General features: G+C 72.2%; 19 protein-coding genes, 2 tRNA genes and 1 pseudogene. 5 read left to right on the top strand and 17 right to left on the bottom strand.

Annotation, left to right across the window (positions count from 1 at the left end):
* Window positions 1-40: 40 nt before the first annotated feature.
* The 3 genes from TU30_RS20545 to leuS form a co-directional block, all read right to left on the bottom strand.
* Window positions 41-886, bottom strand: a complete 846-nt coding sequence (locus TU30_RS20545; protein ID WP_042172042.1) for a DegV family protein — start codon at window positions 884-886, stop codon at window positions 41-43.
* Between the two features lie 98 nt (window positions 887-984).
* Window positions 985-1,734, bottom strand: a complete 750-nt coding sequence (locus TU30_RS20540; protein ID WP_042172040.1) for a hypothetical protein — start codon at window positions 1,732-1,734, stop codon at window positions 985-987.
* Between the two features lie 203 nt (window positions 1,735-1,937).
* The gene (gene leuS, locus TU30_RS20535) at window positions 1,938-4,826 is read right to left on the bottom strand and encodes a leucine--tRNA ligase (protein WP_042172038.1); all 2,889 of its coding nucleotides are present in this window, start codon (window positions 4,824-4,826) and stop codon (window positions 1,938-1,940) included.
* A gap of 531 nt (window positions 4,827-5,357) precedes the next feature.
* Between leuS and TU30_RS20530 the strand changes: the two genes are divergently transcribed.
* Entirely contained in the window at window positions 5,358-6,611 is a 1,254-nt protein-coding gene (locus tag TU30_RS20530) for a ferric reductase-like transmembrane domain-containing protein (protein ID WP_042172037.1), read from the top strand.
* Window positions 6,608-8,212 carry an NADH-quinone oxidoreductase subunit NuoF family protein gene (locus tag TU30_RS20525; protein ID WP_042172036.1) on the top strand — a complete coding sequence of 535 codons (1,605 nt, stop codon included), beginning with the start codon at window positions 6,608-6,610 and terminating at the stop codon, window positions 8,210-8,212. The genes TU30_RS20530 and TU30_RS20525 overlap by 4 nt, the downstream gene beginning before the upstream one ends.
* Before the next feature lie 120 nt (window positions 8,213-8,332).
* On the opposite strand, the gene TU30_RS20520 is transcribed toward TU30_RS20525, so the two are convergent.
* The 8 genes from TU30_RS20520 to TU30_RS36555 form a co-directional block, all read right to left on the bottom strand.
* Window positions 8,333-8,405, bottom strand: a tRNA-Ala gene (locus tag TU30_RS20520).
* A gap of 103 nt (window positions 8,406-8,508) precedes the next feature.
* Window positions 8,509-8,742 carry a hypothetical protein gene (locus TU30_RS20515; RefSeq protein WP_042172034.1) on the bottom strand — a complete coding sequence of 78 codons (234 nt, stop codon included), beginning with the start codon at window positions 8,740-8,742 and terminating at the stop codon, window positions 8,509-8,511.
* A 329-nt stretch (window positions 8,743-9,071) separates the two neighbouring features.
* Window positions 9,072-9,144 (bottom strand) — tRNA-Ala (locus TU30_RS20510).
* Between the two features lie 107 nt (window positions 9,145-9,251).
* Window positions 9,252-9,929 carry a histidine phosphatase family protein gene (locus TU30_RS20505; protein ID WP_176726162.1) on the bottom strand — a complete coding sequence of 226 codons (678 nt, stop codon included), beginning with the start codon at window positions 9,927-9,929 and terminating at the stop codon, window positions 9,252-9,254.
* Window positions 9,920-10,366, bottom strand: coding sequence for a ribosome silencing factor (gene rsfS, locus TU30_RS20500; protein ID WP_042172032.1), 447 nt, complete (start codon window positions 10,364-10,366; stop codon window positions 9,920-9,922). The genes TU30_RS20505 and rsfS overlap by 10 nt, the downstream gene beginning before the upstream one ends.
* A gap of 136 nt (window positions 10,367-10,502) precedes the next feature.
* Window positions 10,503-12,395, bottom strand: a complete 1,893-nt coding sequence (locus tag TU30_RS20495; RefSeq protein WP_042172030.1) for an LCP family protein — start codon at window positions 12,393-12,395, stop codon at window positions 10,503-10,505.
* 16 nt (window positions 12,396-12,411) lie between these two features.
* Entirely contained in the window at window positions 12,412-13,176 is a 765-nt protein-coding gene (nadD, locus tag TU30_RS20490; protein ID WP_042172028.1) for a nicotinate-nucleotide adenylyltransferase, read from the bottom strand.
* An 82-nt stretch (window positions 13,177-13,258) separates the two neighbouring features.
* Window positions 13,259-13,423, bottom strand: coding sequence for a hypothetical protein (locus tag TU30_RS36555; protein ID WP_042172025.1), 165 nt, complete (start codon window positions 13,421-13,423; stop codon window positions 13,259-13,261).
* Window positions 13,424-13,820: 397 nt separating this feature from the next.
* Between TU30_RS36555 and TU30_RS20480 the strand changes: the two genes are divergently transcribed.
* A complete protein-coding gene (locus tag TU30_RS20480; protein ID WP_042172024.1) occupies window positions 13,821-14,981 on the top strand; it encodes a M48 family metallopeptidase in 1,161 nt (386 codons plus the stop codon).
* A 35-nt stretch (window positions 14,982-15,016) separates the two neighbouring features.
* On the opposite strand, the gene TU30_RS20475 is transcribed toward TU30_RS20480, so the two are convergent.
* From TU30_RS20475 to proB, 5 genes are all read right to left on the bottom strand, one after another.
* Entirely contained in the window at window positions 15,017-16,087 is a 1,071-nt protein-coding gene (locus TU30_RS20475; RefSeq protein ID WP_042172021.1) for a hypothetical protein, read from the bottom strand.
* 131 nt (window positions 16,088-16,218) lie between these two features.
* On the bottom strand, window positions 16,219-16,806 hold the full coding sequence (locus TU30_RS20470) for a hypothetical protein (RefSeq protein WP_042172019.1): 588 nt from the start codon (window positions 16,804-16,806) through the stop codon (window positions 16,219-16,221).
* A 91-nt stretch (window positions 16,807-16,897) separates the two neighbouring features.
* A complete protein-coding gene (locus TU30_RS20465; protein ID WP_042172017.1) occupies window positions 16,898-18,184 on the bottom strand; it encodes a glutamate-5-semialdehyde dehydrogenase in 1,287 nt (428 codons plus the stop codon).
* 121 nt (window positions 18,185-18,305) lie between these two features.
* Window positions 18,306-18,773 (bottom strand): hypothetical protein, encoded by a 468-nt coding sequence (locus TU30_RS20460; RefSeq protein ID WP_078878395.1) that lies wholly within the window; start codon window positions 18,771-18,773, stop codon window positions 18,306-18,308.
* Window positions 18,774-18,909: 136 nt separating this feature from the next.
* Window positions 18,910-20,037 carry a glutamate 5-kinase gene (gene proB / locus TU30_RS20455; RefSeq protein WP_078878394.1) on the bottom strand — a complete coding sequence of 376 codons (1,128 nt, stop codon included), beginning with the start codon at window positions 20,035-20,037 and terminating at the stop codon, window positions 18,910-18,912.
* A 190-nt stretch (window positions 20,038-20,227) separates the two neighbouring features.
* On the opposite strand from proB, the gene TU30_RS20450 reads away from it, so the two are divergent.
* Complete coding sequence (locus tag TU30_RS20450; protein WP_234307924.1) at window positions 20,228-21,682, top strand: polysaccharide pyruvyl transferase family protein; 1,455 nt, start codon at window positions 20,228-20,230, stop codon at window positions 21,680-21,682.
* A gap of 302 nt (window positions 21,683-21,984) precedes the next feature.
* Complete coding sequence (locus tag TU30_RS20445) at window positions 21,985-24,105, top strand: hypothetical protein (RefSeq protein ID WP_078878408.1); 2,121 nt, start codon at window positions 21,985-21,987, stop codon at window positions 24,103-24,105.
* Here the strand turns inward: TU30_RS20445 and TU30_RS34340 are convergent.
* Window positions 24,040-24,300 (bottom strand): annotated as a pseudogene (locus TU30_RS34340) (glycosyltransferase family 2 protein); the annotation flags it as partial. The gene TU30_RS20445 and the pseudogene TU30_RS34340 overlap by 66 nt on opposite strands.
* Between the last annotated feature and the right edge of the window lie 123 nt (window positions 24,301-24,423).

Genomic DNA, 24,423 nt, shown 5'->3' with positions numbered 1-24,423 from the left:
TACGGCCCCGGTACGGCTCCGGCGCGGCCCCGCCACCGCCTCATCGGGCCGAGACCACGACCCCCAGCAGGCCCGGCCCCGTGTGTGCCCCGATCACCGCGCCGACCTCGCTGACGTGCAGCTCGGTCAGTCCGGGCACCCGCGCCTTCAGCCGGTCCGCGAGAGCCGAGGCACGCTCCGGGGCGGCGAGATGGTGGACGGCGATGTCGACCTCGGCGTCGCCCGCCCGCCCGGCCGCGATCTCCTCCAGGCGGGCGATGGCCTTCGACGCCGTGCGCACCTTCTCCAGGGGTTCGATGCGGCCGTCGGCCAGCTGGAGCAGCGGCTTCACGGCGAGCGCCGACCCCAGCAGGGCCTGCGCGGCCCCGATGCGTCCGCCCCGGCGCAGGTAGTCCAGGGTGTCGACATAGAAGTAGGCGGCGGTGCCCGCTGCCCGTTTCTCCGCGGCCGTGACGGCGTCGTCGACGGTGCCGCCCGTCTCCGCGGCCCCGGCCGCCGCGAGCGCGCAGAATCCGAGCGCCATGGCGATCATGCCGGTGTCCACCACCCGTACCGGCACCGGCGCCTCGCGGGCCGCGACGACCGCCGCGTCGTAGGTGCCGGAGAGTTCGGCGGAAAGGTGGAGGGAGACGATGCCGGTGGCGCCGGCCTCGGCGGCCCGGCGGTAGGTGGCGGCGAAGACCTCGGGGCCGGGCCGGGACGTCGTCACCGGCCGCCGCTTCTGGAGAGCCTGGGCGAGGGAGCGGGTGGAGATCTCGGTGCCCTCTTCGAGCGCGCGGTCGCCGAGGACCACGGTCAGGGGGACCGCCGTGATGCCGTGCCGCTCCATCGTCCGGGCCGGGAGGTAGGCCGTTGAATCGGTGACGATGGCGACATGGCGGGACATGAGCTGGAGGTTACCTGGCGGACCGTCCCCCGGGCAGCTCGGCCCGGCGAGCCGGACGCGGCCGTGGCCGGATCACCGCGTCAGGACGGTGCGCCCGGTCACGTGGTGCTCTCGGGCCGGGGCTTCTTCTGCCAGGGATACGTGGGACGGGGCGCGGCCGGTGCGATCGAGGGCTGCGCCGGCTCGGGCGCGGGCTCCCGCACGGCCTCGGACCGCGACGCCTCCGGCCCGGTCCGGTCGGCCGCCGGGGCGCCGTGGGCGGGCCCGGAGGCGGGCGCGGAGGCGGGCGCGGACTGCGGGTCGGTGGTCGTCCAGTGCCGCAGGGCGCCGGTCTCCACGTCGATCTGGGTACTGAGCGAGTCGAGATCGTCCTCCGCGAAGTGGCGGGCGCGGTCACGGGCCGCCCAGCGCAGGGAGTCCGCCGACCGCGCGATGCGGTGGGTCCGCTCGCGCAGCTCGGGCAGACGCCCGGCGAGGGTGCCACGGTCCGGTTCGGACTCCAGGCGCCTCAGCTCGGCGTCCAGTTCGTGCCCGTGTGCGCTGAGCCGCTCGAAGAGGCCGAGGGACTCCTTGAGGGACTGGTCCTCCGACGCGCCGGACTGCAGCGCGTCCTGAGTGGCGCGCATGGACGTCCGCAGCTTCAGTCTGAGTTGGGCGATCTCGCCGGCCGGGCCGGGCTGGGCGAAGGACTTGACCTTCAGCGTGTGGTCCTCGACCGTGCGGCGGGCCTGGGTGATGTGACGGTCCGCGCTGCGCCTGGCGGCGCCGACGGCCTTCACCGTGGCGTACACGCCCAGCGTGACGAAGAGCACGAAGAGCAGGGCCAGTACTGCGATCACTGCTTCCACGAGACTCCTCCTCCAGGCCCTGGGGCCACCCGTCACACACACCACGCCGTTCTTCAACGGTAAACGCAACGGGCAGGTCCGGAGTTCCGGAAGAACCCCGAACCTGCCCGTAGGGGACTACCCCGAACCAGCGGCCCGCAGTCCGCAGCCCACAGTCCGCGGCCCGACCAGCGCCGGCCCTACGCCGTCACGCCGTCACGCCGTCACGCCGGAACGATGTTCACCAGCTTCGGCGCCCGCACGATCACCTTGCGGATCCCGGCCCCGCCCAGCGCGGCGACGACCTTCTCGTCGGCCAGCGCGGCCTTCTCCAGTTCCGCCTCGGAGATGGACGGCGAGACCTCCAGCCGGGCCTTCACCTTGCCCTTGATCTGGACCACGCAGGTGACGGTCTCGTCGACGACGTACGCCGGATCGGCGACCGGGAAGTCCCGGTGGACGACCGAGTCGGTGTGGCCCAGCGTGCGCCACAGCTCCTCGGCGATGTGCGGGGCCAGCGGCGCCACCAGCAGCACCAGACGTTCGGCGACCGAGCGCGGGACCGGTCCCCCCGTCTTCGTCAGGTGGTTGTTCAGCTCGGTGACCTTGGCGATGGCGGTGTTGAAGCGCATCCCCTCCAGGTCCTGGCGCACCCCGTCGATCGCCTTGTGCAGGGCCCGCAGGGTGGCCACGTCGATGTCGGCGTCCGGGGTGTCGACGACGGTCACCTCGCCGGTGTTCTCGTCGACGATGTTGCGCCACAGCCGCTGCAGCAGCCGGAACTGGCCGACCACCGCGCGGGTGTCCCACGGCCGCGACACGTCCAGGGGGCCCATCGCCATCTCGTACAGGCGCAGTGTGTCGGCCCCGTACTCGGCGCAGATCTCGTCCGGAGTGACCGCGTTCTTCAGGGACTTGCCCATCTTGCCCAGCAGCCGGGAGACCTTCTCGCCCTGGTGGTGGTAGGCACCCTCGTGCTCCTCCACCTCGGCGGCCGGGACCGCGATGCCGCGGCTGTCACGGTAGACGTAGGCCTGGATCATGCCCTGGTTGAACAGCTTGTGGAACGGCTCCGCCGACGACACGTGCCCCAGGTCGTACAGCACCTTCGACCAGAAGCGCGCGTACAGCAGGTGCAGTACGGCGTGCTCGGCGCCGCCCACGTACAGGTCGACGCCACCGTGCGGCATGCCCTCGCGCGGGCCCATCCAGTACTGCTCGATCTGCGGGTCGACCAGCTTCTCGCTGTTGTGCGGGTCCAGGTAGCGCAGCTCGTACCAGCAGGACCCGGCCCAGTTGGGCATGGTGTTGGTCTCGCGCCGGTAGGCGCGCGGGCCGCGGCCGTCACCCAGGTCCAGGGTGACGTCGACCCAGTCCTCGTTGCGCGACAGCGGCGTCTCGGGCCGGGTGTCGGCGTCGTCCGGGTCGAAGGTGCGCGGGGAGTAGTCGTCGACCTCGGGCAGTTCCAGCGGCAGCATCGACTCGGGCAGGGCGTGGGCGGTGCCGTCCTCGTCGTAGACGATCGGGAAGGGCTCGCCCCAGTAGCGCTGCCTGCTGAACAGCCAGTCGCGCAGCCGGAAGTTGACGGTGCCCTCGCCGATGCCCCGGCGCTCCAGCCACTCGGTGATGCGCGCCTTGGCCTCGGCGACGCCCAGGCCGTCCAGGTTCACCTCGTCGTTCGACGAGTTGATGATCCTCGCCTCGTAGGAGGAGAAGGCGTCCTCCCAGGTGGAGGTGTCGGTGCCGCGGCCGTCGGTCGGCTCGACGATGCAGCGGATCGGCAGTTCGAAGGCGCGCGCGAACTCGAAGTCGCGCTGGTCGCCGGCCGGTACGGCCATGATCGCGCCGGTGCCGTAGCCCATCAGGACGTAGTCGGCGATGAAGACGGGCACCTGCTCGCCGTTGACCGGGTTGGTCGCGTACGTGCCGATGAAGACGCCGGTCTTGTCCTTGGCCTCGGCCTGCCGCTCCACGTCGGACTTGGACGCGGCCTGCGCGCGGTACGCGGCGACGGCCTCGGCCGGGGTGGCGTGACCGCCGGTCCACACGTCGTGGGTGCCCTCGGGCCAGGCGGCCGGGGTGAACTTCTCGACCAGCGGGTGCTCGGGCGCCAGCACCATGTAGGTCGCGCCGAACAGGGTGTCGGGGCGGGTGGTGAAGACCGTGATGTTCTCGCCGTCCACGGGGAAGTCGACGCGGGCGCCCTCGGAGCGGCCGATCCAGTTGCGCTGCTGCAGCTTGATGGCCTCGGGCCAGTCCAGGGCGTCCAGGTCCGACAGCAGCCGGTCGGCGTAGGCGGTGATGCGCATGTTCCACTGGCGCAGCTTCGCCTTGAAGACCGGGAAGTTGCCGCGCTCGGAGCGGCCGTCGGCGGTGACCTCCTCGTTGGCCAGTACGGTGCCCAGCCCGGGGCACCAGTTGACCGGCGCGTCGGAGGCGTAGGCCAGCCGGAAGCCGCCCAGGACGTCGGCGCGCTCGGGCCCGCTCAGCTCGCTCCACGCGCGCGTGTGGCCGGGTACGGGGCGCTCACCGGACTCGAACCCGGCGATCAGCTCGGTGATGGGCCGGGCCCGGCCGGCCTCGTCGTCGTACCAGGAGTTGAAGATCTGCAGGAAGATCCACTGGGTCCACTTGTAGTAGTCCGGGTCGATCGTGGCGAACGACCGGCGCCGGTCGTGGCCCAGGCCCAGCCGGCGCAACTGGGCCTTCATGTTCTCGATGTTGGCCTCGGTGGACACGCGCGGGTGCGTGCCGGTCTGCACGGCGTACTGTTCGGCGGGCAGGCCGAAGGCGTCGAAGCCCAGGGTGTGCAGGACGTTGTGGCCGGTCATGCGCTGGAACCGGGCGGAGACGTCGGTGGCGATGTACCCCAGGGGGTGACCGACGTGCAGTCCCGCACCCGACGGGTAGGGGAACATGTCCATGATGAACTTCTTGGGCCGGGCCACCGTCTCCGGGGCGCCCGCCAGGTCGCCGCTCGGATTGGGTGCGTCGTACGTGCCCTCGGCGTCCCAGAAGTCCTGCCAGCGTGCCTCGATCTCGGCCGCCAGGGCGGCCGTGTAGCGGTGCGGCGCGGCCACTTCGGGGGTGACCGCGGGGTTCGTCTCGCTCATGATCCTCAAAGCTCCATCGATCGTCTGCGCCCACGGCTGCTGCGACATTCGGAAATGAAAAATCCCCTCGCACAGGAGGGGACGCCGCGCCGATTCCGGCCACTCGGTTCGCTCTTCGACCGTGGTCGGGACTGATCAGCGCGGCTCGCTAAGCAGAAGGCGTACGGCACGCATGGCGCCAGGGTACCGCAGGCCCGGAGCGCGCCGCGACGCGCTGCGCCCCGCCACGGCGGACCACCATCCCTGAATTCCGGTCAAAAATTACTTCGCGTAACGACCCCTAAGGGGCATCACGACAGCCGGATCGTCTTTTGATAACAGCGCAATAACTCAAACCTCGTACTCCCCGGTACGGCGAGGTTTAGAGTGCGGCATGGGACCGCTTCTCCCGAACGTTCGGAGTTCCCCCATGACCCCTCGTCCAGACAGCAGCCCGCCTCCCGCTCAGGGTCGGCCGGCTGCCGGTCGGCCGTACCCGCATTCCGTCGTGCTCCTTCCCGCGCCTTCCGTCGTGACACGAGGAGGCAGGGCGTGAGGCCGGACGACAGCACGGCGGACGACTGGTTCGCCGAGTTCCTCAACTTCGGCGTGGGCGTCCTGTCGCTCGTCTGCCTGAGCTGCTCGGTGATCTGGGGACTCGTGGCCCAGGACCGGATCCTGCTCGGTCCGCGCCAGCGCATCCTGGCGCAGGCGGTGCACCGGACGACCGCGGTCGCCTCGATCGTCTTCCTGCTGGTGCACATCGGCATCAAACTGGCCCTGGACCACACCACCTGGATCGCCGCGGTGATCCCCTTCGGCCTGGCCCTCACCGACGACGAGGCAGCCCTCGGCAGGTCCTTCCTGATCGGCCTGGGCACCCTGGCCGGAATGCTGATGATCTTCGTCGGTGTCACCGGCGTGCTGCGCAACCGCTTCGCCTCGCCGGCCCCCGTCGCGGCCCGCTGGCGCGCCATGCACATGCTGGCCTACCCGGCCTGGTGCGCGGCGCTCGTGCACGGGCTCTACGCGGGTCGAGCGGCGAAACCGGTCTTCCTGGTCCTCTACGGCCTGTCCCTGCTCGGCGTCATGACGGCCCTCGCCCTGCGCGCCTCCCCGCCGCGGGTCAGGCGCAAGGTCGCCGACCGGGTCACCGCCCTGCTCGGCACCGCCGAGCAGCCGGGCCGCGACAGGCTGGACGAGAGCCGGGCCCGCGCCGCCGAGGCGTCGCTTCCCGGGTACGAGGGCGGCGGCAGACGGGACTCCCGGTCCCGTTCCGAGCGTCCCGAACCGGCCTTCGGGCCGCTGTACGAGACCGCCGAACGCCTCGCACCGCCGGCCCCGGACCCGACGAACGGCTTCGCGGCCGCCTACCGCGCGGTCTCCGCCCCGTCCCAGCCGCAGCAACCCCTCCAGCCCCTCCAGCCCGACCGGACCGCCCGCATGGAACTGCCCCCGGACATGCAGCCCACCCAGGCGGTCCCCACCGTGGACGGCCCCTCCAGCACCTCGGGCAGCTGGCCCGTCCCCTCCCCGCCACCGGTCGGCGAGGCCCCGCCGTCGGCCTACGACCCGCTCCAGGACACCGGATACAACATCCCGACCTACGACAATTCGGCCGCCTCCGGCTACGGCTCGAGTGATGTGTACGACACCGGTGAGTCGAACGGCCTCTACACCACGTACAACCCGAGTGACACGTACAACAGCGGTCCCGCCACTGATCCATCTCCCGGTGCGTCGTACGACTTCGACGCACCGGGATCGGGCGAACCTTGGAACACGCCTTCCGGAGGCTTCAAGTGAACGAGGCTCTGCCCGACGTACCCGAAGTCCGCGTCGTCGGGCTTCCCCAGCTCACGTCGGGCTTCGACCTTGTCGAGCGGCTCGATCTGCCCATGCACCTCAAGGTGCACGGGCCGCTCGAGCCCATGGGCGGCGAACAGCTCGCCCAACTCGCTGAACGCATCAACCTCAGGGGACGCGGCGGCGCCGGCTTCCCCTTCCACAAGAAGCTGCGTTCGGTCGCCGAGACGGCGATCAAACGCGGCGTCCGGCCGGTCGTCGTCGTCAACGGCAGCGAGGACGAACCGGCCTGCCGCAAGGACACGGTGATGATCAACCGTGCCCCGCACCTCATCCTGGACGGCGCGCTGCTGTGCGCCGAGGCCATGGGGGCCCGCACGCTCGTGGTGGGGGTCACCCGGGAGTCCACCAAGCGCTCCATGGAGGCCGCGCTCGCCGAACGCGGCCTGAGCAACGGGCGCCGGTCCGCACTGCGCGCCCGCGTGCAGCTCAACCCGGTGCGCATGGTCACGGGCGCCGCGGCCTCGCTGATCCGCTCCATCGACGGTGGCCCCGCGGTCCCGCCGGGCCGCAAGGTCAGCGCCTCGAAGAACGGCGTGGGCGGCGCACCCACCCTGCTCTCCAACGCCGAGACCTTCGCGCAGCTCGCCATCGCCGCCCGCATCGGCCCGGAGCGCTACTGCAACACCGGCCTGTACGACGAGCCGGGCACCGTCATGCTCACGGTCTCCGGGGCGGTCGCCCGCCCCATGGTGATCGAGGTCCCGACGGGCGTGCCGCTGCGCTACGTCCTGCAGCTCGCCGGTGCTCCGCCGATGCCGCAGGGTGTGCTCACCGGCGGCTACCACGGCAAGTGGATCGACGCGGCGACCGTCAACGAGGCGATCGTCTCCCGCAACTCCCTGGACGCGGTGGGCGGCGCGCTCGGCGCGGGCGCGATCCTGCCGATCAGTCAGGACACCTGTCCGCTGGGTGAGTCCCTGATGGTGGCGAAGTGGCTGGCCGAGGAGAGCGCCGGCCAGTGCGGCCCCTGCTACCTGGGGCTGCCGGCCGCCGCACGCGGCCTGGAGGACATCCTCAACGGGGGCGGCCCGGCCGCTCTGGAGGCGGTCAAGCAGGTCGCCAAGAACGTGAAGCGGCGGGGCGCGTGTTCGCACCCGGACGGCTCCGCGATGTTCCTGGAATCGACCGTCAAGGCGTTTACCGACGATCTCGCCGCCCATGTCCTGGGCAACGGCTGCGGGCGCCCCGTTGAGGGCGTGCTGCCGCTCTTCGAGGGGGGCAGGGCCCCTACGGGCATCCCGGGCGGCGGGGAGGAGAACGGCCCCAGCCGCCAGAAGATCTTCGTCGACTGGACGCTGTGCCGGGGACACGGCCTGTGCGCGGACATCCTTCCGGAGGTCTTCCAGCTCGGCGCGGACGGCTTCCCGACCGTCGCCCAGGCACAGGTGCCGCGCCACGCGGAGGCCAAGGCGATGCGCGCGGTGCGCCGCTGCCCGGCGCTGGCCCTGCGCGTCGAGGAGGGGGCGCAGTCCAAGGCGCCCTCCCGCAATCTGCCGGTCCTCTCCCAGGGCCGCGGCCGGCGCGCGCTGGGCCGCTGACACCGCTTCGTGCGGGCCGCCCTCCGGGCGGCCCGCACGGCCGCACGAACCACGCGGCCGCACACCCGACCACACGCAGAGGGCGGACCATCCGATCGGATGATCCGCCCTCTACTGCTGTGGAGCTAAGGAGAATTGAACTCCTGACCTCCTGCATGCCATGCAGGCGCTCTACCAACTGAGCTATAGCCCCAGGTCACATCCCGCCCGGTTGCCCCGGCGGCGACGCCAACATTACACGGTCTTCCGGGCCCCACACCACATCGATTCCGTTCCGCCCGGTTCCGCCCGCATTGTCACGCGGTCACGAACGAATAGAAACGCTTGAGCGTGCAGTGCTCCTCGAGGAGCCGGCCGTAGATCGGTTCGCCTTCGAGCTCGCGGTACGTCTCGATCGGGTCGCCTTTTATGATCAGCGCCTGCGCGCACTCCGCGCACCAGTACTGGTAGTCGGGATTGACCGGCTCCATGTCCCGCACGATCGGAGTCCCGCTGCCGCACCAGTCGCACCTTCGCCTGTGTGCACCCATCGCTCAGCTCCGGCTGCGGCCGCAGGCCGTACACGCGGAGCAGCGGAAGCGGGCAGAGGTCCGTCGTGTCAACACCCCGCCGAAGAGGTGGTCGACCTCCCCGTGGATGCTCGCAGGCATCAACAACTCCCTCCCGTCGGGCCGCGCCCCCTTCCGGTCGTTTGATTCTGCCACGGCCGGACCAGTACGGTCAGCGACGCCGGGGTACCGGTAGGGACACGGCCTGGCCACCTCGTGGAGGCATACGCCTGCCGACCGCTTCCTGCTCAACCGGGAACAACGAAAAACCCGCCCTCGCGGTGAGGACGGGCTCTTCGTCATGTGACGTGTGGAGCTAAGGAGAATTGAACTCCTGACCTCCTGCATGCCATGCAGGCGCTCTACCAACTGAGCTATAGCCCCGAGTGTTCTTCCCGCTCGGCGGGCGAACAAGAAGAACTTTAGCCTGCGGCCTGCCGGAAAGTGAAATCCGGCCCCGGACCGGGCCCCGGACCGCGGCCGGGGGGAGGTCAGTCGTCGTCGCCGAGCACCGGTTCCGGCAGGGTGCCGGCGTTGTGCTCGAGCAGCCGCCAGCCACGGGCGCCCTCGCCGAGGACGGACCAGCAGCAGTTGGTGAGCCCTCCGAGGCTCTCCCAGCTGCGCGGGTCGAGCCCGATCAGCCGGCCGATGGTGGTGCGGATCGTGCCGCCGTGGCTGACCACCACGAGCGTGCCGTCGTCCGGGAGTTTGTCGAGGTGCCGGAGCACCACCGGAGCGGCGCGGTCGGCGACCTCGGTCTCCAGTTCGCCACCGCCCCTGCGCACCGGCTCGCCGCGCTTCCAGGCGGTGTACTCGTCGCCGTGCCTGGCGATGATCTCGTCGTGCGTCAGGCCCTGCCAGACGCCCGCGTAGGTCTCCCGCAGGGCCTCGTCGTGGACCGGCTCCAGACCGGTGAGCGCGGCGAGTTCCGCGGCGGTGTGCGCGGCCCGCTTCAGGTCGGAGGCGATGATCGCGTCGGGCTTGAGGCCGGCCAGGAGGCGGGCGGCCCGGCGGGCCTGGGCGACGCCGGTGTCGGTCAGTTCCACGTCGGTGCTGCCCTGGAAGCGGCGCTCCACGTTCCAGGAGGTCTGGCCGTGCCGCCACAGGATGACGCGGCGGCCCCGGCCTCCGCCGGGGCCGGACACCTCACCGGTGGGGCTCACCGCCACCCACCACCCGGCTCCGCGGCCTCCTCGGCCTCCTTCTGCCGGGCGTGCTCGGCGGCCTTGCCGCGGGTGGCCACGGCGTCCTCGGGCAGCTCCAGCTCGGGGCAGTCCTTCCACAGCCGCTCGAGGGCGTAGAAGACGCGCTCCTCGCTGTGCTGGACGTGGACGACGATGTCGACGTAGTCAAGGAGCACCCAGCGGGCCTCGCGGTCGCCCTCGCGGCGGACCGGCTTGGCGTCGAGCTCCTTGCTGAGCCGCTCCTCGATCTCGTCGACGATCGACTTGACCTGACGGTCGTTGGGCGCGGAGGCCAGCAGGAAGGCGTCGGTGATGGACAGCACGTCACTGACGTCGTAGGCGACGATGTCGTGCGCGAGCTTGTCGGCCGCGGCCTGGGCGGCGGCCTGGACGAGCTCGATGGAACGGTCGGTTGCGGTCACTACAAGGCTTTCGCTCGGCGGTCGTTTGCCTTCAAGGGTCTCACGGACCGCCGGGCGCGCCCCACGCGTTCCGGAGCACCCCCGGCCGGGGGTGCTCCGTGCGGGGTGTCCCGGCCGGTGCCGTGCCGCGGTCCGGTCAGGTGCCCGGCTCGTAGTCCTGGCCCAGGACCACCGAGACCCTGGCGTTCCCGGAGACCTCGCCCTGGGTGACGGACCCGGTGGGCAGTCCGAGGGTCTTGGCGACCTCGGAGGCGTTCTCCTTGTCGGCGTCGTCCGCGTAGACGACCTCGGAGGACGCCGCCGCGGCGGCCGTACCGCCCTTCAGGAAGGTGAAGCCGCCGTTGAGGAGGACGACCCGGGCCTTCTCGGTGTTGTCCTCGACGCCGGTGGCGTTGCGCACCGAGACACTGACGGCGGCGTCCTTGTCGGGGCTCTTCGCGGTGCCGCCGAGCACCTCCTCGACCACGCTGTCGCCCGTCTCCGCCGTGAGTGTGCCGTCCTCCTCGACCGGCAGCAGCGCGGTGCTGTGGTCACCGCCCTTGGCCAGGTCGGCGAGCCGGGCGAGGAAGGAGCCGAGGTCCTTGTCGGTCAGGGGCGGCTCGATGATCTGCCCCAGGGTCTGGATGGTGGTCGTCGCGGCGCCCGCGTCGGACGTCATCTTCCGCAGTACGCCCTGCATGACCTGCCCGAACCGCTCCAGCTGGGCGTTCTGTGCCTCGCCGGAGGCGCGGTGGGTGGCGTAGGCGACGGCCATCTTCCCGGTGAGGGTCTGGCTCTTCCCCTTCTTGACGAGGGGGGCCTCGCCCTTCTTCTCGGCGTCCGGGTCGGGCACGTCGGCGTCGGTGTCGATGTCGATGTTGCCGACCAGGTCGACGAGGTTCTGCAGGTAGGGCGTGTCCAGCCGCCAGGTGCCCTCGATGTCGGTGCCGAGGACCGTGTCGAGGGCGCTCCGGGTACCGCCGGAGCCGTCGTCCTCGACCGACTTGGCGAGCGTGGTGGTGGTGCCGTCGTCGGCGGAGAGGGCGAGGGAGTTGGGCAGCAGGACGGTGCTGCCCTGCTTGGTGGTGGTGTTGTCGACGAGCAGGGCGGTGGCGGTGCCGCCCTCCTTGGTGTCGTGCAGGTGGACGACGATGACGTCCCGCTTCTGGGCGCCCGCGGCCGTCGTGCTGCCCGTGCCGGCGCCGGAGCCGGAGAGGCCGGGGAGCTTCCCGGCGTACCAGAGGTAGCCGACGCCGCCGCCGGCGACCAGGGCGAGGACCACGACCAGGGCGACGATCCGGCTGCGGGCGCGGCGCTTGGCCTCCTCGCGGCGCTCGGTGCGGTTCTCGGTGAACTGCAGCCAGTCGATGACGTCCTCGGAGTCGTCGTCCGGTTCCTCGACGAAGGCGAACTGCTCCGTGCGGTACTCCCGTTCGGGCACCTCGGAGTCGGTGGCCGGGTGGTCCTCACGGTCGTCGTGGCCGTGGGGGCCGTGGGGGCCGTGGGGGCCGGTCGTGTCGTCGGCCGGGCCGGGCTGCTGCGGGATGTGCGCGGTCTGCCCGGCCCGGGGCTGCTGCCCGGTGCCGCCCTGCGCGGTCTGCCCGTGGGAGTCGCCGTGGGGGGCGCCGTACGAATCGCCGTAGGAGTCGTACGGGGTGGTCGTCCCGGCGCCCTGGGAGGTGTCGTAGCCGCCCTGGGTCCCGTAGGGGTCGTAGGAGGACGTCTGCGGCTGCTGCCCGGTACCCGTCCCGGCCCCGTAGGGGTCGTACGGCTGCGGGGCCTGCTGCGGGCCGCCGGTGGCGTACGGGTCGTAGCCGTAACCGCCGCCGTGGCCCTGCTGCTGCCCGTGGTCCTGCCCGTACTGGTCCTGTCCGTACTGGTCCTGCTGACGGTACGGGTCGTACGGCTGCTGCGGGGCCTCCTGGGCGGGCCGGCCCGGTGCCTGGGGGCCGGCCTGGCGGTAGACGGGCCGGCCGTACTCGTCGTAGCCCACGAGCCCGTACGGGTCGTCCCCTGCGTCGCCGTGTCCCGCGTCGTATCGGTCGTTCACCGGTGCCCCTCTCCGCTCACTCGCCGCGGTACAGCTCGCGCTTGGCGATGTAGCGCACGACCCCGTCCGGCACCAGGTACCAGACGGGATCTCCCTTGGCGACTCTCGCACGGCAGTCCGTCGAGGAAATGGCCAGGGCGGGAACCTCGACGAGCGAGACGCCCCCCTCGGGCAGACCCGCGTCGGTCAGATGATGGCCGGGCCTGGTGACGCCCACGAAGTGCGCCAGGGAGAACAGTTCCTCGCTGTCCCGCCAGGTGAGGATCTGCGCGAGGGCGTCGGCGCCGGTGATGAAGAACAGGTCCGTGTCGGGGTTGAGCGCGCGCAGGTCGCGCAGGGTGTCCACGGTGTAGGTGGGCCCGCCGCGGTCGATGTCGATCCGGCTCACCGAGAACTGCGGGTTCTCGACGGTCGCGACGACCGTCATCAGGTAGCGGTCCTCGGCCGCGGAGACCACCCGGTGGCTCTTCTGCCACGGCTGCCCGGTGGGGACGAAGACCACCTCGTCGAGGTGGAACCGCGCGGCGACCTCGCTGGCCGCCACCAGGTGCCCGTGGTGGATCGGGTCGAAGGTGCCGCCCATGACGCCGAGGCGGCGCTTGCCCGGCCGCGGCGGGACGCCGCCCGGTCCGTCGGCGCGGCTCGGCGCCGGACGGCGCCCGGGGGCGCCCGCCGGCCGTCCGCCCGTGTCCTCGGCTCCGGCCCCGGTCGTGACCGCGGCCCCGGCCGGTTCCCCGGCCGCGCCCCTCGCCGGACCGGTAGGCATGTCCTGCTCTCCCATGCGAGCAGACCCTACCGGCCCTTCCTGAACGGTCCGGCCGCCAGGTACACCTCCGGCCACACCCCCAACAGGCCCCGGGAATCTACCGGTCGCGGTTGAAGCGGGTCGTGATCCACAGCAGGAGCATCAGGGCGGCCAGGACGCAGGCGCCCACGAAGTAGGGGTTGAGACTCTCGTGGTTGCCACTGTGCTCTCCGCCCTCGGCGGCGAGGGTGACCAACTGGGCAGCGGTGCTGGGGAAGCTCATCTTCGGCAGTACCTATCGCGTGTGGGCGGGACAAGGACGTCGGCTCATCGTATGCGGGCGCCTTCCCGCCGATCACTCCGACTCCGCCGTTGCGGGCCCCGGCCCCGTCCGCCCGGTCTTCCCGGGCGGCCGGGACCGGCCGGCTCAGGCAACCATCCGGCGGTCCTGGTCGTCCTTCCCGGGGAGCCGGGCGGCTCGGTGACCGTGCTCCACGCGCGGTCTCCCGGCCGTGCCGCTCCTGCGCTCCACCGGTCTGCCGGTCCACGCCTTCTCCGCCTAGGCTGGGCTTCGCCCGGGGCGGGTGAAGGAAGGAACAGAGGACCGCCGAGGGACCGTACTGGCAACCGCGCAGGTCGCAACGGACCGCGAAGGTCACACAGACGCACATGGGGGACACATGTCCGACGGCCATCAGCACAACGGGCACGAGAAGGTGCCGAGCAGGCAGCGCAGGCGTTTCCCCGGAATCTCCTCGCGTGCGTACGAACACCCCGCCGACCGCTCCGCCCTGGTGGCGCTGCGCAAGCTGACCGGTTTCGACACGGTCTTCAAGGCCCTGAGCGGTCTGCTGCCCGAGCGCAGCCTGCGGCTGCTCTTCCTGTCCGACTCGGTGCGCGTCTCGGAACGCCAGTTCGCGCACCTCAACGTCATGCTGCGGGAAGCCTGCTACATCCTGGACCTGGAGAAGGTCCCGCCGATGTACGTGAACCAGGACCCGACGCCGAACGCGATGTGCATCGGCCTGGACGAGCCGATCATCGTGGTCACCACGGGTCTGGTCGAGCTGCTCGACGAGGAGGAGATGCGGGCCGTCGTCGGGCACGAGGTCGGGCACGCGCTGTCCGGTCACTCGGTGTACCGGACCATCCTGCTGTTCCTGACGTCCCTCGCGGTGCGGGTGGCGTGGATCCCGCTGGGCAGCGTCGCGGTCATGGCGATCGTGACGGCGCTGCGCGAGTGGTTCCGCAAGTCGGAGCTGTCCGCGGACCGGGCGGGGCTGCTGGTCGGCCAGGACCTCCAGGCCTCGATGCGCGGTCTGATGAAGATCGCCGGTGGCAACCACCTGCACGAGATGAACGTCGACGCATTCCTGGAGCAGGCCGAGGAGTACGACGCCGGGGGCGACCTGCGCGACTCCGTGCTGAAGATCCTCAACGTGCTGCCCCGCTCCCACCCGTTCACCACCGTCCGGGCCGCAGAGCTGAAGAAGTGGGCGGAGAGCCGCGACCACCAGCGGGTCATGGACGGCCACTACCCGCGCCGCGACGAGGACAAGGACGCCTCGGTACGGGACTCCTGGCGCGACTCCGCGACCAGTTACGCCGGTGATGTGAAGAACTCCAGGGACCCGCTGATGAAGCTGGTCAGCGACATCGCGGGCGGTGCCGGGGACCTGGGCGGCCGGGTCCGTCGCGGCTTCGGCGGCTTCACGTCCTCGGGACCCGGGTCCGCCCAGGGCCCGGGTGGTTCCCGGGGGGCCGAGGGGGGCCCGCGGGAGCCGGGTACCTCCTCGGACCCGGGCACCGGGGACGACCGGCCGCCGCGCGACGGTTCCTGAGGCACGGGCACCACGGGCGTCCGCGTCCGGGCGCGTCACACCGTGGGCTGGGCCCCCGCCGCCAGCGAGCCGCACAGGGCCCGGGTGCCGCCCGTGGCGTACGGGTCGGTGCCGGCGGGGCCGCCCTCCTCGGCCGTGCCGCCCGCCAGCAGGGGACGCAGATGGCCCGCGGAGTCCTCGGCGCAGGAGAGCGGGCCGGCCTGGACGTGGGAGGCGACGAGCTGTGCCTGGTGCAGGCGCAGGTCCTCGCGGTCGAAGCGGAAGTGCAGCTCGCGCCGGACGGTGAAGAGCGACACCCGGGCCCCCGGGTCCGCGCCGGCCGGCCGCAGCGCGTACACCGAGGTGTGGTCCGCGGTGACCTCGAGGATGCCGGAGTCGGCCTCGGACGCCCGCAGGGTGCCCTGGACCCGGATCCTGCGGTCGGCCAGCTCCGCGCGGGAGGGGTCGAAGCGGACGAGCCATCCGGTGGGCGAGTGCCGTCCGTCGGGGGCCGGCCGCCTGAAGCTCCGGTCGAACTGGCCCTGCTGGTCGGCGTCGAGCAGGATGCGTACGGCGCGGGTCTCCCCTCCGGTCAGCACCTCGGGGTCGAGCGCGGACCGGACGATGTAGTCCTTCGCGGTGAGCAGCGCCGTCACGACCTGTCCGTCCGAGAAGTGCGCGGTGTTCCGGGACGCCGGGAGCGTCACTCCCTCGGCGCCGATGCGGAACTGCGCCGCCGGACTGCTGTCGTACAGGTGTTCGAAATCAGTGGTGCCGGGCACCTTGCCCTCGGGGGCGAGCGGGATCACGGTCATGCGCAGCGGCTCGGCGGCCGCCCGGACCGCGGGCGTCCGGTAGGGATGCCGTACGCCCATGTAGACGGCGGTGCCGAAGGCCACGGCGATCAGCACCACGAGGACCAGCGCCTGCCGGGACAGGACCCGGTGCCGGGGCGGCCGGCGGCGTACGGCGGGGGTGTGGTCGGTGATGCGTTCCCGGGCGGAGAACTCCTGGAGGCGGGCAGCACGGACGAAGGTCTCGTCGAAGACGACGGACCGGTACTCGTCCTCGCCGCCTCCGGGGGCCCCCTCGGGTGGCCCTCCGGGCGGGTCCGCAGGTCCTGCCATATCTTCAGAGTAGGTCGCGGTGGGCCCGCGTAAACGCCCTGGCGTGCGCCGGGTTGCGACGGGGTCCCGCCCCGGCCGGTGCCCTGGGCGGACCTGCCGTCGGGCCTGCCGTCACACCTGCCGGTGACCGGTCAGGGGATGCTCGGGATCACCGGGACGTCCGGCGGGGAGTAGTCGGCGGAGGCGGACGGAGCCGCGCCTCCGGCGCCCTGTTCCAGACCGGTCGAGGCGGGCGGTGACACCGGGTCCCGCCGGTTGTCGGCGGAGGACCCCCGGTAGACGGCCGAGAAGGCGAGCGCGACCATGCCGATGCCCATGACGAGGGCGAGCACCCAGGCGACCGGGCGGTGCCAGCGGACCGGTCTGCCGTGGGGCCGCCCGGTGAAGCCGTGGTCGTCCCCGGGGGTGCCGGTCCCGTCGTACGGGTCGCCGACGTCGTCGCTCCGGCGGCGGTCGTACCGCCCTCGGCCCCCGTGCCCGTCGTCGTACCGCTCGGTCTTCGGGCGGGCGCGGTGGGCCTCGGCCTCCGAGGCCTCTGCTCTGGCCCGGGCGGCGGCAAGGAGGCGTTCGACGGCGGTCGGCTCGTGGACCATGGCCGCGCCGATGAAGGCCTCGTCGAACACCACGGAGTCGAACTCTTCGTCCGACACTCCGCGGTCGTGGTCGTCGTCGGGCTCCCCGCCGTCAGGGAACGGCGTGCCCCCCACGTCCTCCGGCACCTCTCCAGAGTAGACCCGAGGGGTCGCTCCGGGCAGGCGGTACGGACATTCGCCCCTCCGCCCCGGAGCCCGGGACGGTGGGCCGACGGGGTCAGCGGCGGACGTGTCCGTCGCCGGTGACGATGTACTTGGTGCTGGTCAGCTCCGGCAGCCCCATCGGCCCCCGGGCGTGGAGCTTCTGGGTGGAGATGCCGATCTCCGCGCCGAAGCCGAACTGGCCGCCGTCGGTGAACCGGGTCGAGGCGTTGACGGCGACGGTGGTGGAGTCCACCAACTGGGTGAACCGGCGGGCCGCCGGCTGCGAGGTGGTGACGATGGCCTCGGTGTGGCCGGAGCTCCACAGCCGGATGTGCTCCACGGCCCGGTCGAGCGAGTCGACGACGGCCGCGGCGATGTCGAGGGAGAGGTACTCGGTCTCCCAGTCCTCCGTGGTGGCCTCCACGACCGTCGCCGCGGAGTCCTTGGCGTACGCCATCACCCGTTCGTCGGCGTGCACGGTGACCCCGGCCCCGGCCAGGGCGTCCAGGGCGCGCGGCAGGAACGCGGGAGCGATGTCCTGGTGGACCAGGAGGGTCTCGGCGGCGTTGCAGACGCCGACCCGCTGGGCCTTGGAGTTGATCAGGATCTCCACGGCGGTGTCGAGGTCGGCGTGGGCGTCGACGTAGACGTGGCAGTTGCCGGTGCCGGTCTCGATGACCGGGACGACCGACTCCTGGACGACCGTGTTGATCAGGGAGGCGCCACCGCGCGGGATGAGGACGTCGACCAGGCCGCGGGCGCGCATCAGGTCGCGCACGCTGTCCCTGCCCTCGCCGGGCACCATCTGTACGGCGTCGGCGGGCAGCCCGGCACCGCCCACGGCGTCGCGCACCACCCTGACCAGCGCGGTGTTCGACCGGTACGCGGAGGACGAGCCGCGCAGCAGGACCGCGTTGCCGGACTTCAGGCACAGGGCGGCGGCGTCGACCGTGACGTTGGGGCGTCCCTCGTAGATGATCCCGACGACGCCGAGCGGCACCCGGACCTGCCGGAGGTCGATGCCGTTGGGCAGGGTGGAGCCGCGGACGACCTCGCCGACCGGGTCGGGCAGCGCGGCCACGTCCCGCACGTCGGAGGCGATCGCGCGCACCCGCTCCGGGGTGAGGGTGAGCCGGTCGATCATGCCCTCGCCGATGCCGGCCTCGCGCGCCTTGGCGACGTCCTGGGCGTTGGCCTCGACGATCTCGCTCGCCCGGACCTCCAGCGCGTCCGCGACGGCGAGCAGCGCGTCGTCCTTCGCCGCGCGCGGCAGCGGCGCGAGGGTGGCGGCGGCCCCCTTGGCCCGGTAGGCGGCCTGGTTGACCGGGGACATCGAGTCGTACGGCGAAAGCGTGGTCATGAGGGAAGGGTAGTGCGGCCGGAGGGCCGGACCACCGTCGTCCCGAACCCCGAGACACGGGGCCCGTCGCCGCCGGCGCGGGGGCCCGTCGCCTCGCGGAGAGCCGGACCGGCCCCTCGTGTCAGAACGGGTGCACCCCCACCGGCGTCGCCGGCGCCGGGCCGTAGCCCGCGGCGATGCGCTGGTGGTAGGTGGCCCGGTCGATGACCTCCAGGCCGACGATCTCCCAGGGCGGCAGTCCCGCGGTCTGCCGGTGCTCGCCCCACAGCCGCAGCGCCACGGCGGCGGCGTCGTGCAGGTCGCGGGCCTCCTCCCAGTAGCGGATCTCCGCGTGGTCGTCGGCGTAGCGGCTGGTCAGCAGGAAGGGGTGGTCGTGGGCGAGCTGTTCCAGGGCGCGGCGGACCTCGACGATCGGGGCCCGGCCGCCGGAGACGCTGAGGGTGACGTGCCACAGGCGCGGGAGGTCGTGGGGCTCGCCGCCCGGGCACCGGTCGCCCGCCGCGACGCTGGTCAGGGCGCGTTCCTCACCGGCCGCGCGGGAGCCGACACCACCGCGGGACGTCGTCGTCCCAGGGCGCACTCGTCTCACGACGGCCTCCTTCACGCACAGGCCGGCCCCGGTGGCCGGGCGGATGTGTCCCCGGGACAAAGTTGAGCAGGCCGCCGGGCGTCGTGGGGCGGTTTCACGGAACGTCCACCACGGGGAGACGGATGATCCGGCACGTTTACGGGTGCAGGACCACCAGATCGTCCCTGTGTACGACCTCGCGTTCGTACGCGGGTCCGAGATCGCGGGCGAGGTCGCGGGTGGAGCGGCCGATCAGCCGGGGGATCTCCTTGGCGTCGAAGTTGACCAGGCCGCGGGCCACCGGCCGCCCCGCGCGGTCCCGCAGCTCGACCGGGTCGCCCGCGCTGAACTCGCCCTCGACGCCCGCGATCCCGGCCGGCAGCAGCGACTTGCGGCGCTCCACGACCGCGCGCACCGCGCCGTCGTCGAGGGTGAGCGAGCCCTGCGGGGTGGACGCGTGCTGGAGCCAGAGCAGCCGGCCGGCGGAGCGCCGGCCGGTGGGGTGGAAGTAGGTGCCGGTGTCCGCGCCGGCGAGGGCGTCACCCGCGTGGACGGTGCTGGTCAGCACGACCGGGACGCCCGCGGCGGCGGCGATCCGGGCGGCCTCGACCTTGGTGGCCATGCCGCCGGTGCCGACGCCCGCCTTCCCGGCGCTGCCGATCTCGACGTGGGCGAGGTCCTCGGGGCCCCGCACCTGCGCGATCCGCACGGTGCCGGGCCGGGCGGGGTCGCCGTCGTACACGCCGTCCACGTCGGAGAGCAGGACCAGCAGGTCGGCCTGGACCAGGTGGGCGACGAGGGCGGCGAGGCGGTCGTTGTCGCCGAAGCGGATCTCGTCGGTGGCGACGGTGTCGTTCTCGTTGACGACCGGGAAGGCGCCCATCGCGAGCAGCTTGTCGAGGGTGCGGGAGGCGTTGCGGTGGTGGGCGCGGCGGCTCATGTCGTCGGAGGTGAGCAGCACCTGGCCGGCGCGGATGCCGTAGCGGGCGAAGGAGGCGGTGTAGCGGGCCATCAGCAGGCCCTGGCCGACGCTGGCGGCGGCCTGCTGGCGGGCGAGGTCGCGCGGTCTCCGGGTGAGACCCAGCGGGGCGAGCCCGGCGGCGATGGCACCGGAGGAGACGAGGACGAGTTCGCGTTCTCCCCCGCTGCGGACTTTCGCGAGGACGTCGACGAGCGCGTCGACCCGGTCGGCGTCCAGTCCGCCCGCCGCGGTCGTCAGCGACGAGGACCCGACCTTGACGACGATCCTGCGGGCCTCGCCCACGGCCTGCCTTGCCCCTGCCACTGTGCCGCCCGTCCCCTCACGCCGTTCGGTCGCCTCGCCCGGCAATCTACGCGAAGCGGGGCGGGGCACGCCCGTCGGTCCAGCCTCCGGACACCCCGTCGTGACCGCTCCCTCACGGACCGCACATGTGAAAAAGATTGCATTGGTTGCCTATAGAAATAAAAGCTTCCGGAAACATATTGTGAACTCCGTGTCACCCAACGCTTCTCGCATACAGCACATCCTCCTCAGATCGGGGAAGAGCCCCTACGACGTCTTCCCGGTCGAGGAAGCCCTCCACCGCGACGTCATCGCCAGCAACGCGGGCAATCTGATCTTCAGCGACGCCACGCACAAGATCCTCGAGACACCGCACACCACGGTGGTCTCCAACGGCATCCGGGCCGACGGGACTCCCGCAGGACGCATCAACGAGGAGTACGACGCCTTCGTCGTACCGCTCGCCAACGCCTTCAGGCCGTCCTTCGAACCGAGCCTGCGGCGGCTGACGCGGCTGATCAGCCAGTTGAAGATCCCGGTGGTCGTCGTCGGCATCGGCGCGCAGGCGGGTCTCGACTACAACCCGGCACGGCTGAAGCCGATGGAACCGGCGGTGCGCGAGTTCGTCTCCGCCGTCCTGGACCGCAGTGCCTCGATCGGTGTGCGCGGCGAGTTCACCGAGAAGTACCTGAACGACCTGGGTTTCAAGGACGTCGACGTCATCGGCTGCCCCTCGCTGTTCATGTACGGCAAGGAACTCGGCGTACGGAAGCGGGCGCAGGAGCTGACCGCCGACTCCCGCATAGCGATCAACGGTTCGCACAACGCGGTCCGCAACCAGGGTCTGGACCGGGTCATCACCCGCACCCACGCCCGCTATCCGAACCTGCGGTTCATAGGCCAGAACCTCAGCGACGCGATGCAGCTGCACTGGCGGGACCTGTCCGACCCGAACGGGAAGGTCACCGGGATGCCGACGCACCCCGACCACCCGATGTACCGGGAGGGCAAGGCCCGCGTCTACATCGACCCGGTGACCTGGATCGACGACCTGCGGGACTTCGACTTCTCCTTCGGTTCCCGCATCCACGGCAACATCGCGGCGCTGCTGGCCGGTACGCCCGCCACCGTGCTGTGCTCGGACTCGCGCACGCTGGAGCTGTGCCGCTACTTCGAGATCCCGCACCACACCCTCGACAAGCTGCCCGAGGACATCGATCCGGCGCGGCTGTACGAGGAGACCGACCTCGGCGCGCTCACCGGCAACCACCAGGAGCGGTTCGAGCGGTTCACGTCGTTCCTCGACCGCAACGGGCTGGACAACACGTTCACGCACGGCGACGGTGGCGCGGCCTACGAGAAGAAGCTGCGCTCGCTGGACTTCCCCGACGGTGTCCGCCCGTGGACCGAGACCGACCCGGCCTCGCTCGTCGCGCGCTTCGGCTGGCTGCACACCCGGGTCAGTGAACTGGACGCGGACAACGCCAGGCTGAAGAAGGAACTGGCCGCCGTCAAGGCGAAGAGCAAGTCCGCGGCCAAGACGGGGGCCAAGACCGGCGCCGCGAAGACCACCGTGGTCGCCCCCGCCTCCGGCTCGGTGTACCGCAGGGCCCGCCGGGTGGTGGGCCGCCCGCTGCGACGCGCCCTCCAGGGCGGGCGCAGGTAGGGCAGGCCCCTCGGGGACCTGGGGGACCTCGGGTCCCCGGGTTCTCCCGGGGCCCTACAGCAAGCGGTCACTCCACACGTTGCGGACACGCGCGTGTCGTCCGGACGTCGGTACGCGTTAACCCGGACGTCCGTCTCCGCGACGTCCCCTGGAGTGACCGCGTGCCCCTGTCCCTGTGCCGATCCGGCCGGCCGTCCCGGTCCGGCCGGCTGTCCCGGTCCCGTCGCCGGCTCACGGCGAGCGTCCGCCGGCGCCGTGCCTCGCCCCGCCCGTCCGGCCGTCCGCTCGTCGCCAAGGTCCTGATGGCGGCCGTCCTGGCCGGTGCCTTCGTGGCGCAGGCGGCCGGGGCCCTGCTCCCCGACGTCCCGCTGCTGCTCGCCGCGACCGCCGTGTCCCTGGCGGTCGAGGGCGTGCTGTACCGGTGGCAGCCCGGCATGCTGTCGCTGCTGGCCACGTCGCACGCGGACGTCACCGTCCGTCATGTACTGCGTGATCTGCTCCTGGTGGTGGGCCTGCTGCGGCTCGGGGAGCACGGCCGGGAGCAGCAGTTCGGGTGGCCGGTCGCCGGTCTGCTCGCCTGCTACGCGCTGCACTGCGCGATCCAGGCGGTGTCCGTACTGGTCCGCCGCACCCGTACGCTGCCGGTGCTGACCCGGAACATCGACGCCTCGGCGCTGCGCCTGTCCCCCGCCCCGGCCGCGCCGCTGCGCCGTCCCGGCCACCGGCTGCTGCTCCTCGGCCTGCCCACGACCGCCGGCCTGGCCACGGCGGCGGTGACCGGGGAGCCCCTGCCCGCGGCGGCCGGGACCGCGGTGTCGGTGGCACTCGCGGCGGCGGGGCTGGGCGCGCTGCTGGTGCGGCTGCTGCCCTCCCGGCGTCCGGCGGGCGAGCAGGAGGTGCTCGACTGGTTCGACGCCTGGCTGGCCGACTACCGGCCCACGGTGGGCCTGTACTTCTCCGGCGGGGTGTCCTCCGCCTACCAGGCCAACATGTGGCTGGAGACGATGAGCAGGCTCGAGGGGCGGCCTGTCGTCATCCTGCGCGAGCGGTTCATGGTGGCGAGGATCGCGGCGACCGACCTCCCCGTCGTGTGCCTGCCGAAGGTGTCCACCCTCATGCGGCTCGAGCACTCCACGCTGCGGGTCCTCATCCATCCGTCGAACTCCGGCAAGACCTCGCAGGTGCTGCGCATCCCCACGATCAAGCACGCCTTCGTCAACCACGGCGAGAGCGACAAGCTGTCCTCCTGCAACCCGTACGCGAAGGCGTACGACGAGGTGTGGGTGGCCGGTCCGCAGGCGCGTGAGCGGTACGCGCGGGCGGCGGTGGGGGTGGAGGACAAGGACGTGGTGGAGATCGGCCGTCCCCAGCTGGACTCCGTGCGCCCCCGGTCGGGCCCGCCGGCCGCCGGTGCCCGCACCACTGTGCTGTACGCGCCGACCTGGGAGGGCTGGGACGGCCACCCGGGCAACACCTCGGTGGTCGCGGCCGGGGAGAACCTGGTACGGGCGCTGCTCGCGGATCCGGCCGTGCGGCTGCTGTACAAGCCGCACCCGCTGACCGGCTCGGTGCAGCCGGCGGCGGGCGCCGCGGACCGGCGCATCCGGGAGCTGATCCGGGCGGCGAGCCGGGAACGGCCCGCGGCGTCCGCGCAACCCGCGCGATCCGCTCCGGAGCTGGAGCGGCTCACGGCGGAGCTGGACCGGCTCACGGCGGCCGGGGTCCGGGAGGGCGCCGACCAGGTGGAGAGGATGCTGGCCCAGTCCGCTCCGCCGCCCGGACGGGCCGAGGCGGTGGCAAGGGCCACGGCGGCCTGGGAGGAGGCGTACTGGGCGTCGCTGCCGGTGGACGAGCACCAGATCGTCACGGGCGTGCGGCCCGCCCTGTACTCCTGCTTCAACGCCGCGGACCTGCTGATCAGCGATGTGTCCAGCGTCATCAGCGACTTCCTCGCCAGTGGCAAGCCGTACGCGGTGGCGAACACCAGCGGGCTGTCCGAGGAGGCCTTCCGCGCCGGGTTCCCGACGGTGGCGGCGGCGACCGTGCTGACCCCCGACGCGGGCGGGGTACCGGCGCTGCTGGAGACGGTCCGGCACCCGGAGAAGGACGAACTGGCGGACGCCCGAGCGGAGTTGAAACTGCGGCTGATGGGCCCCGACGAACCGACGTCCCAGGAGCGCTGCAACGCGGCGCTGCGCGGCCTGTACGCGGCGGCCCTGCACCGCGGGGCGCACGGGGAACAGGCCGGGGCGCAGCGGCATCCGCGCCCTCGGCGGCTCACGGAGGACCTGCTGCCCGGTGTGCCGGGTCAGCCCGGTCTGCCCGGTCAGCGCCGGGATTCCGGTGCCGGCGCGGGAACCGGCACCGCGGCCGACGCCGAGGGGCCCGTCACGCCGCCGTCGCGGTCGGGGCCTCCGGTGTGACCGCATGGGCGCACGGTCCGCGAACTCCTCCAGGTACTCCCCCGTGCCGTCCGTCGAGCCGTCGTCGACGGCGACGGCCTCGACGCGCTTTGGGTCGGTGGTCTGCGCCTCCACCGAGGCGAGGCACTCGACCAGGTACGGCATCGCCTCGTACGCCCCGATGACCACGGTGACATCAGGCTGCGCCACGGTCACGTTTCCCCCTCGTTACGGGATATTTCCCTTTGTATCGCCTCATTCTCTGCCTGTTAGACGTGTGTTCGGGATGGTGGGTTGCCTCGCCCCACCCCACACGTGGCCTACGCCACACCGGTGCTG

The sequence above is a fragment of the Streptomyces sp. NBRC 110035 genome (assembly GCF_000829695.1).
Lineage (GTDB): Bacteria > Actinomycetota > Actinomycetes > Streptomycetales > Streptomycetaceae > Streptomyces.
The sequence above is the reverse complement of the archived record's forward strand: the minus strand, read 5'-3'. Positions and strand labels throughout refer to the sequence as shown.

Bases quoted from the DNA above. Each gene is read 5' to 3' on its own strand.
- TU30_RS20545 (WP_042172042.1), bottom strand. From the start codon at position 886: ATGTCCCGCCATGTCGCCATCGTCACCGATTCAACGGCCTACCTCCCG.
- leuS (WP_042172038.1), bottom strand. From the start codon at position 4,826: ATGAGCGAGACGAACCCCGCGGTCACCCCCGAAGTGGCCGCGCCGCAC.
- TU30_RS20515 (WP_042172034.1), bottom strand. From the start codon at position 8,742: ATGGGTGCACACAGGCGAAGGTGCGACTGGTGCGGCAGCGGGACTCCG.
- nadD (WP_042172028.1), bottom strand. From the start codon at position 13,176: ATGGGAGAGCAGGACATGCCTACCGGTCCGGCGAGGGGCGCGGCCGGG.
- TU30_RS36555 (WP_042172025.1), bottom strand. From the start codon at position 13,423: ATGAGCTTCCCCAGCACCGCTGCCCAGTTGGTCACCCTCGCCGCCGAG.
- TU30_RS20480 (WP_042172024.1), top strand. From the start codon at position 13,821: ATGTCCGACGGCCATCAGCACAACGGGCACGAGAAGGTGCCGAGCAGG.
- TU30_RS20475 (WP_042172021.1), bottom strand. From the start codon at position 16,087: ATGGCAGGACCTGCGGACCCGCCCGGAGGGCCACCCGAGGGGGCCCCC.
- TU30_RS20465 (WP_042172017.1), bottom strand. From the start codon at position 18,184: ATGACCACGCTTTCGCCGTACGACTCGATGTCCCCGGTCAACCAGGCC.
- TU30_RS20445 (WP_078878408.1), top strand. From the start codon at position 21,985: ATGGCGGCCGTCCTGGCCGGTGCCTTCGTGGCGCAGGCGGCCGGGGCC.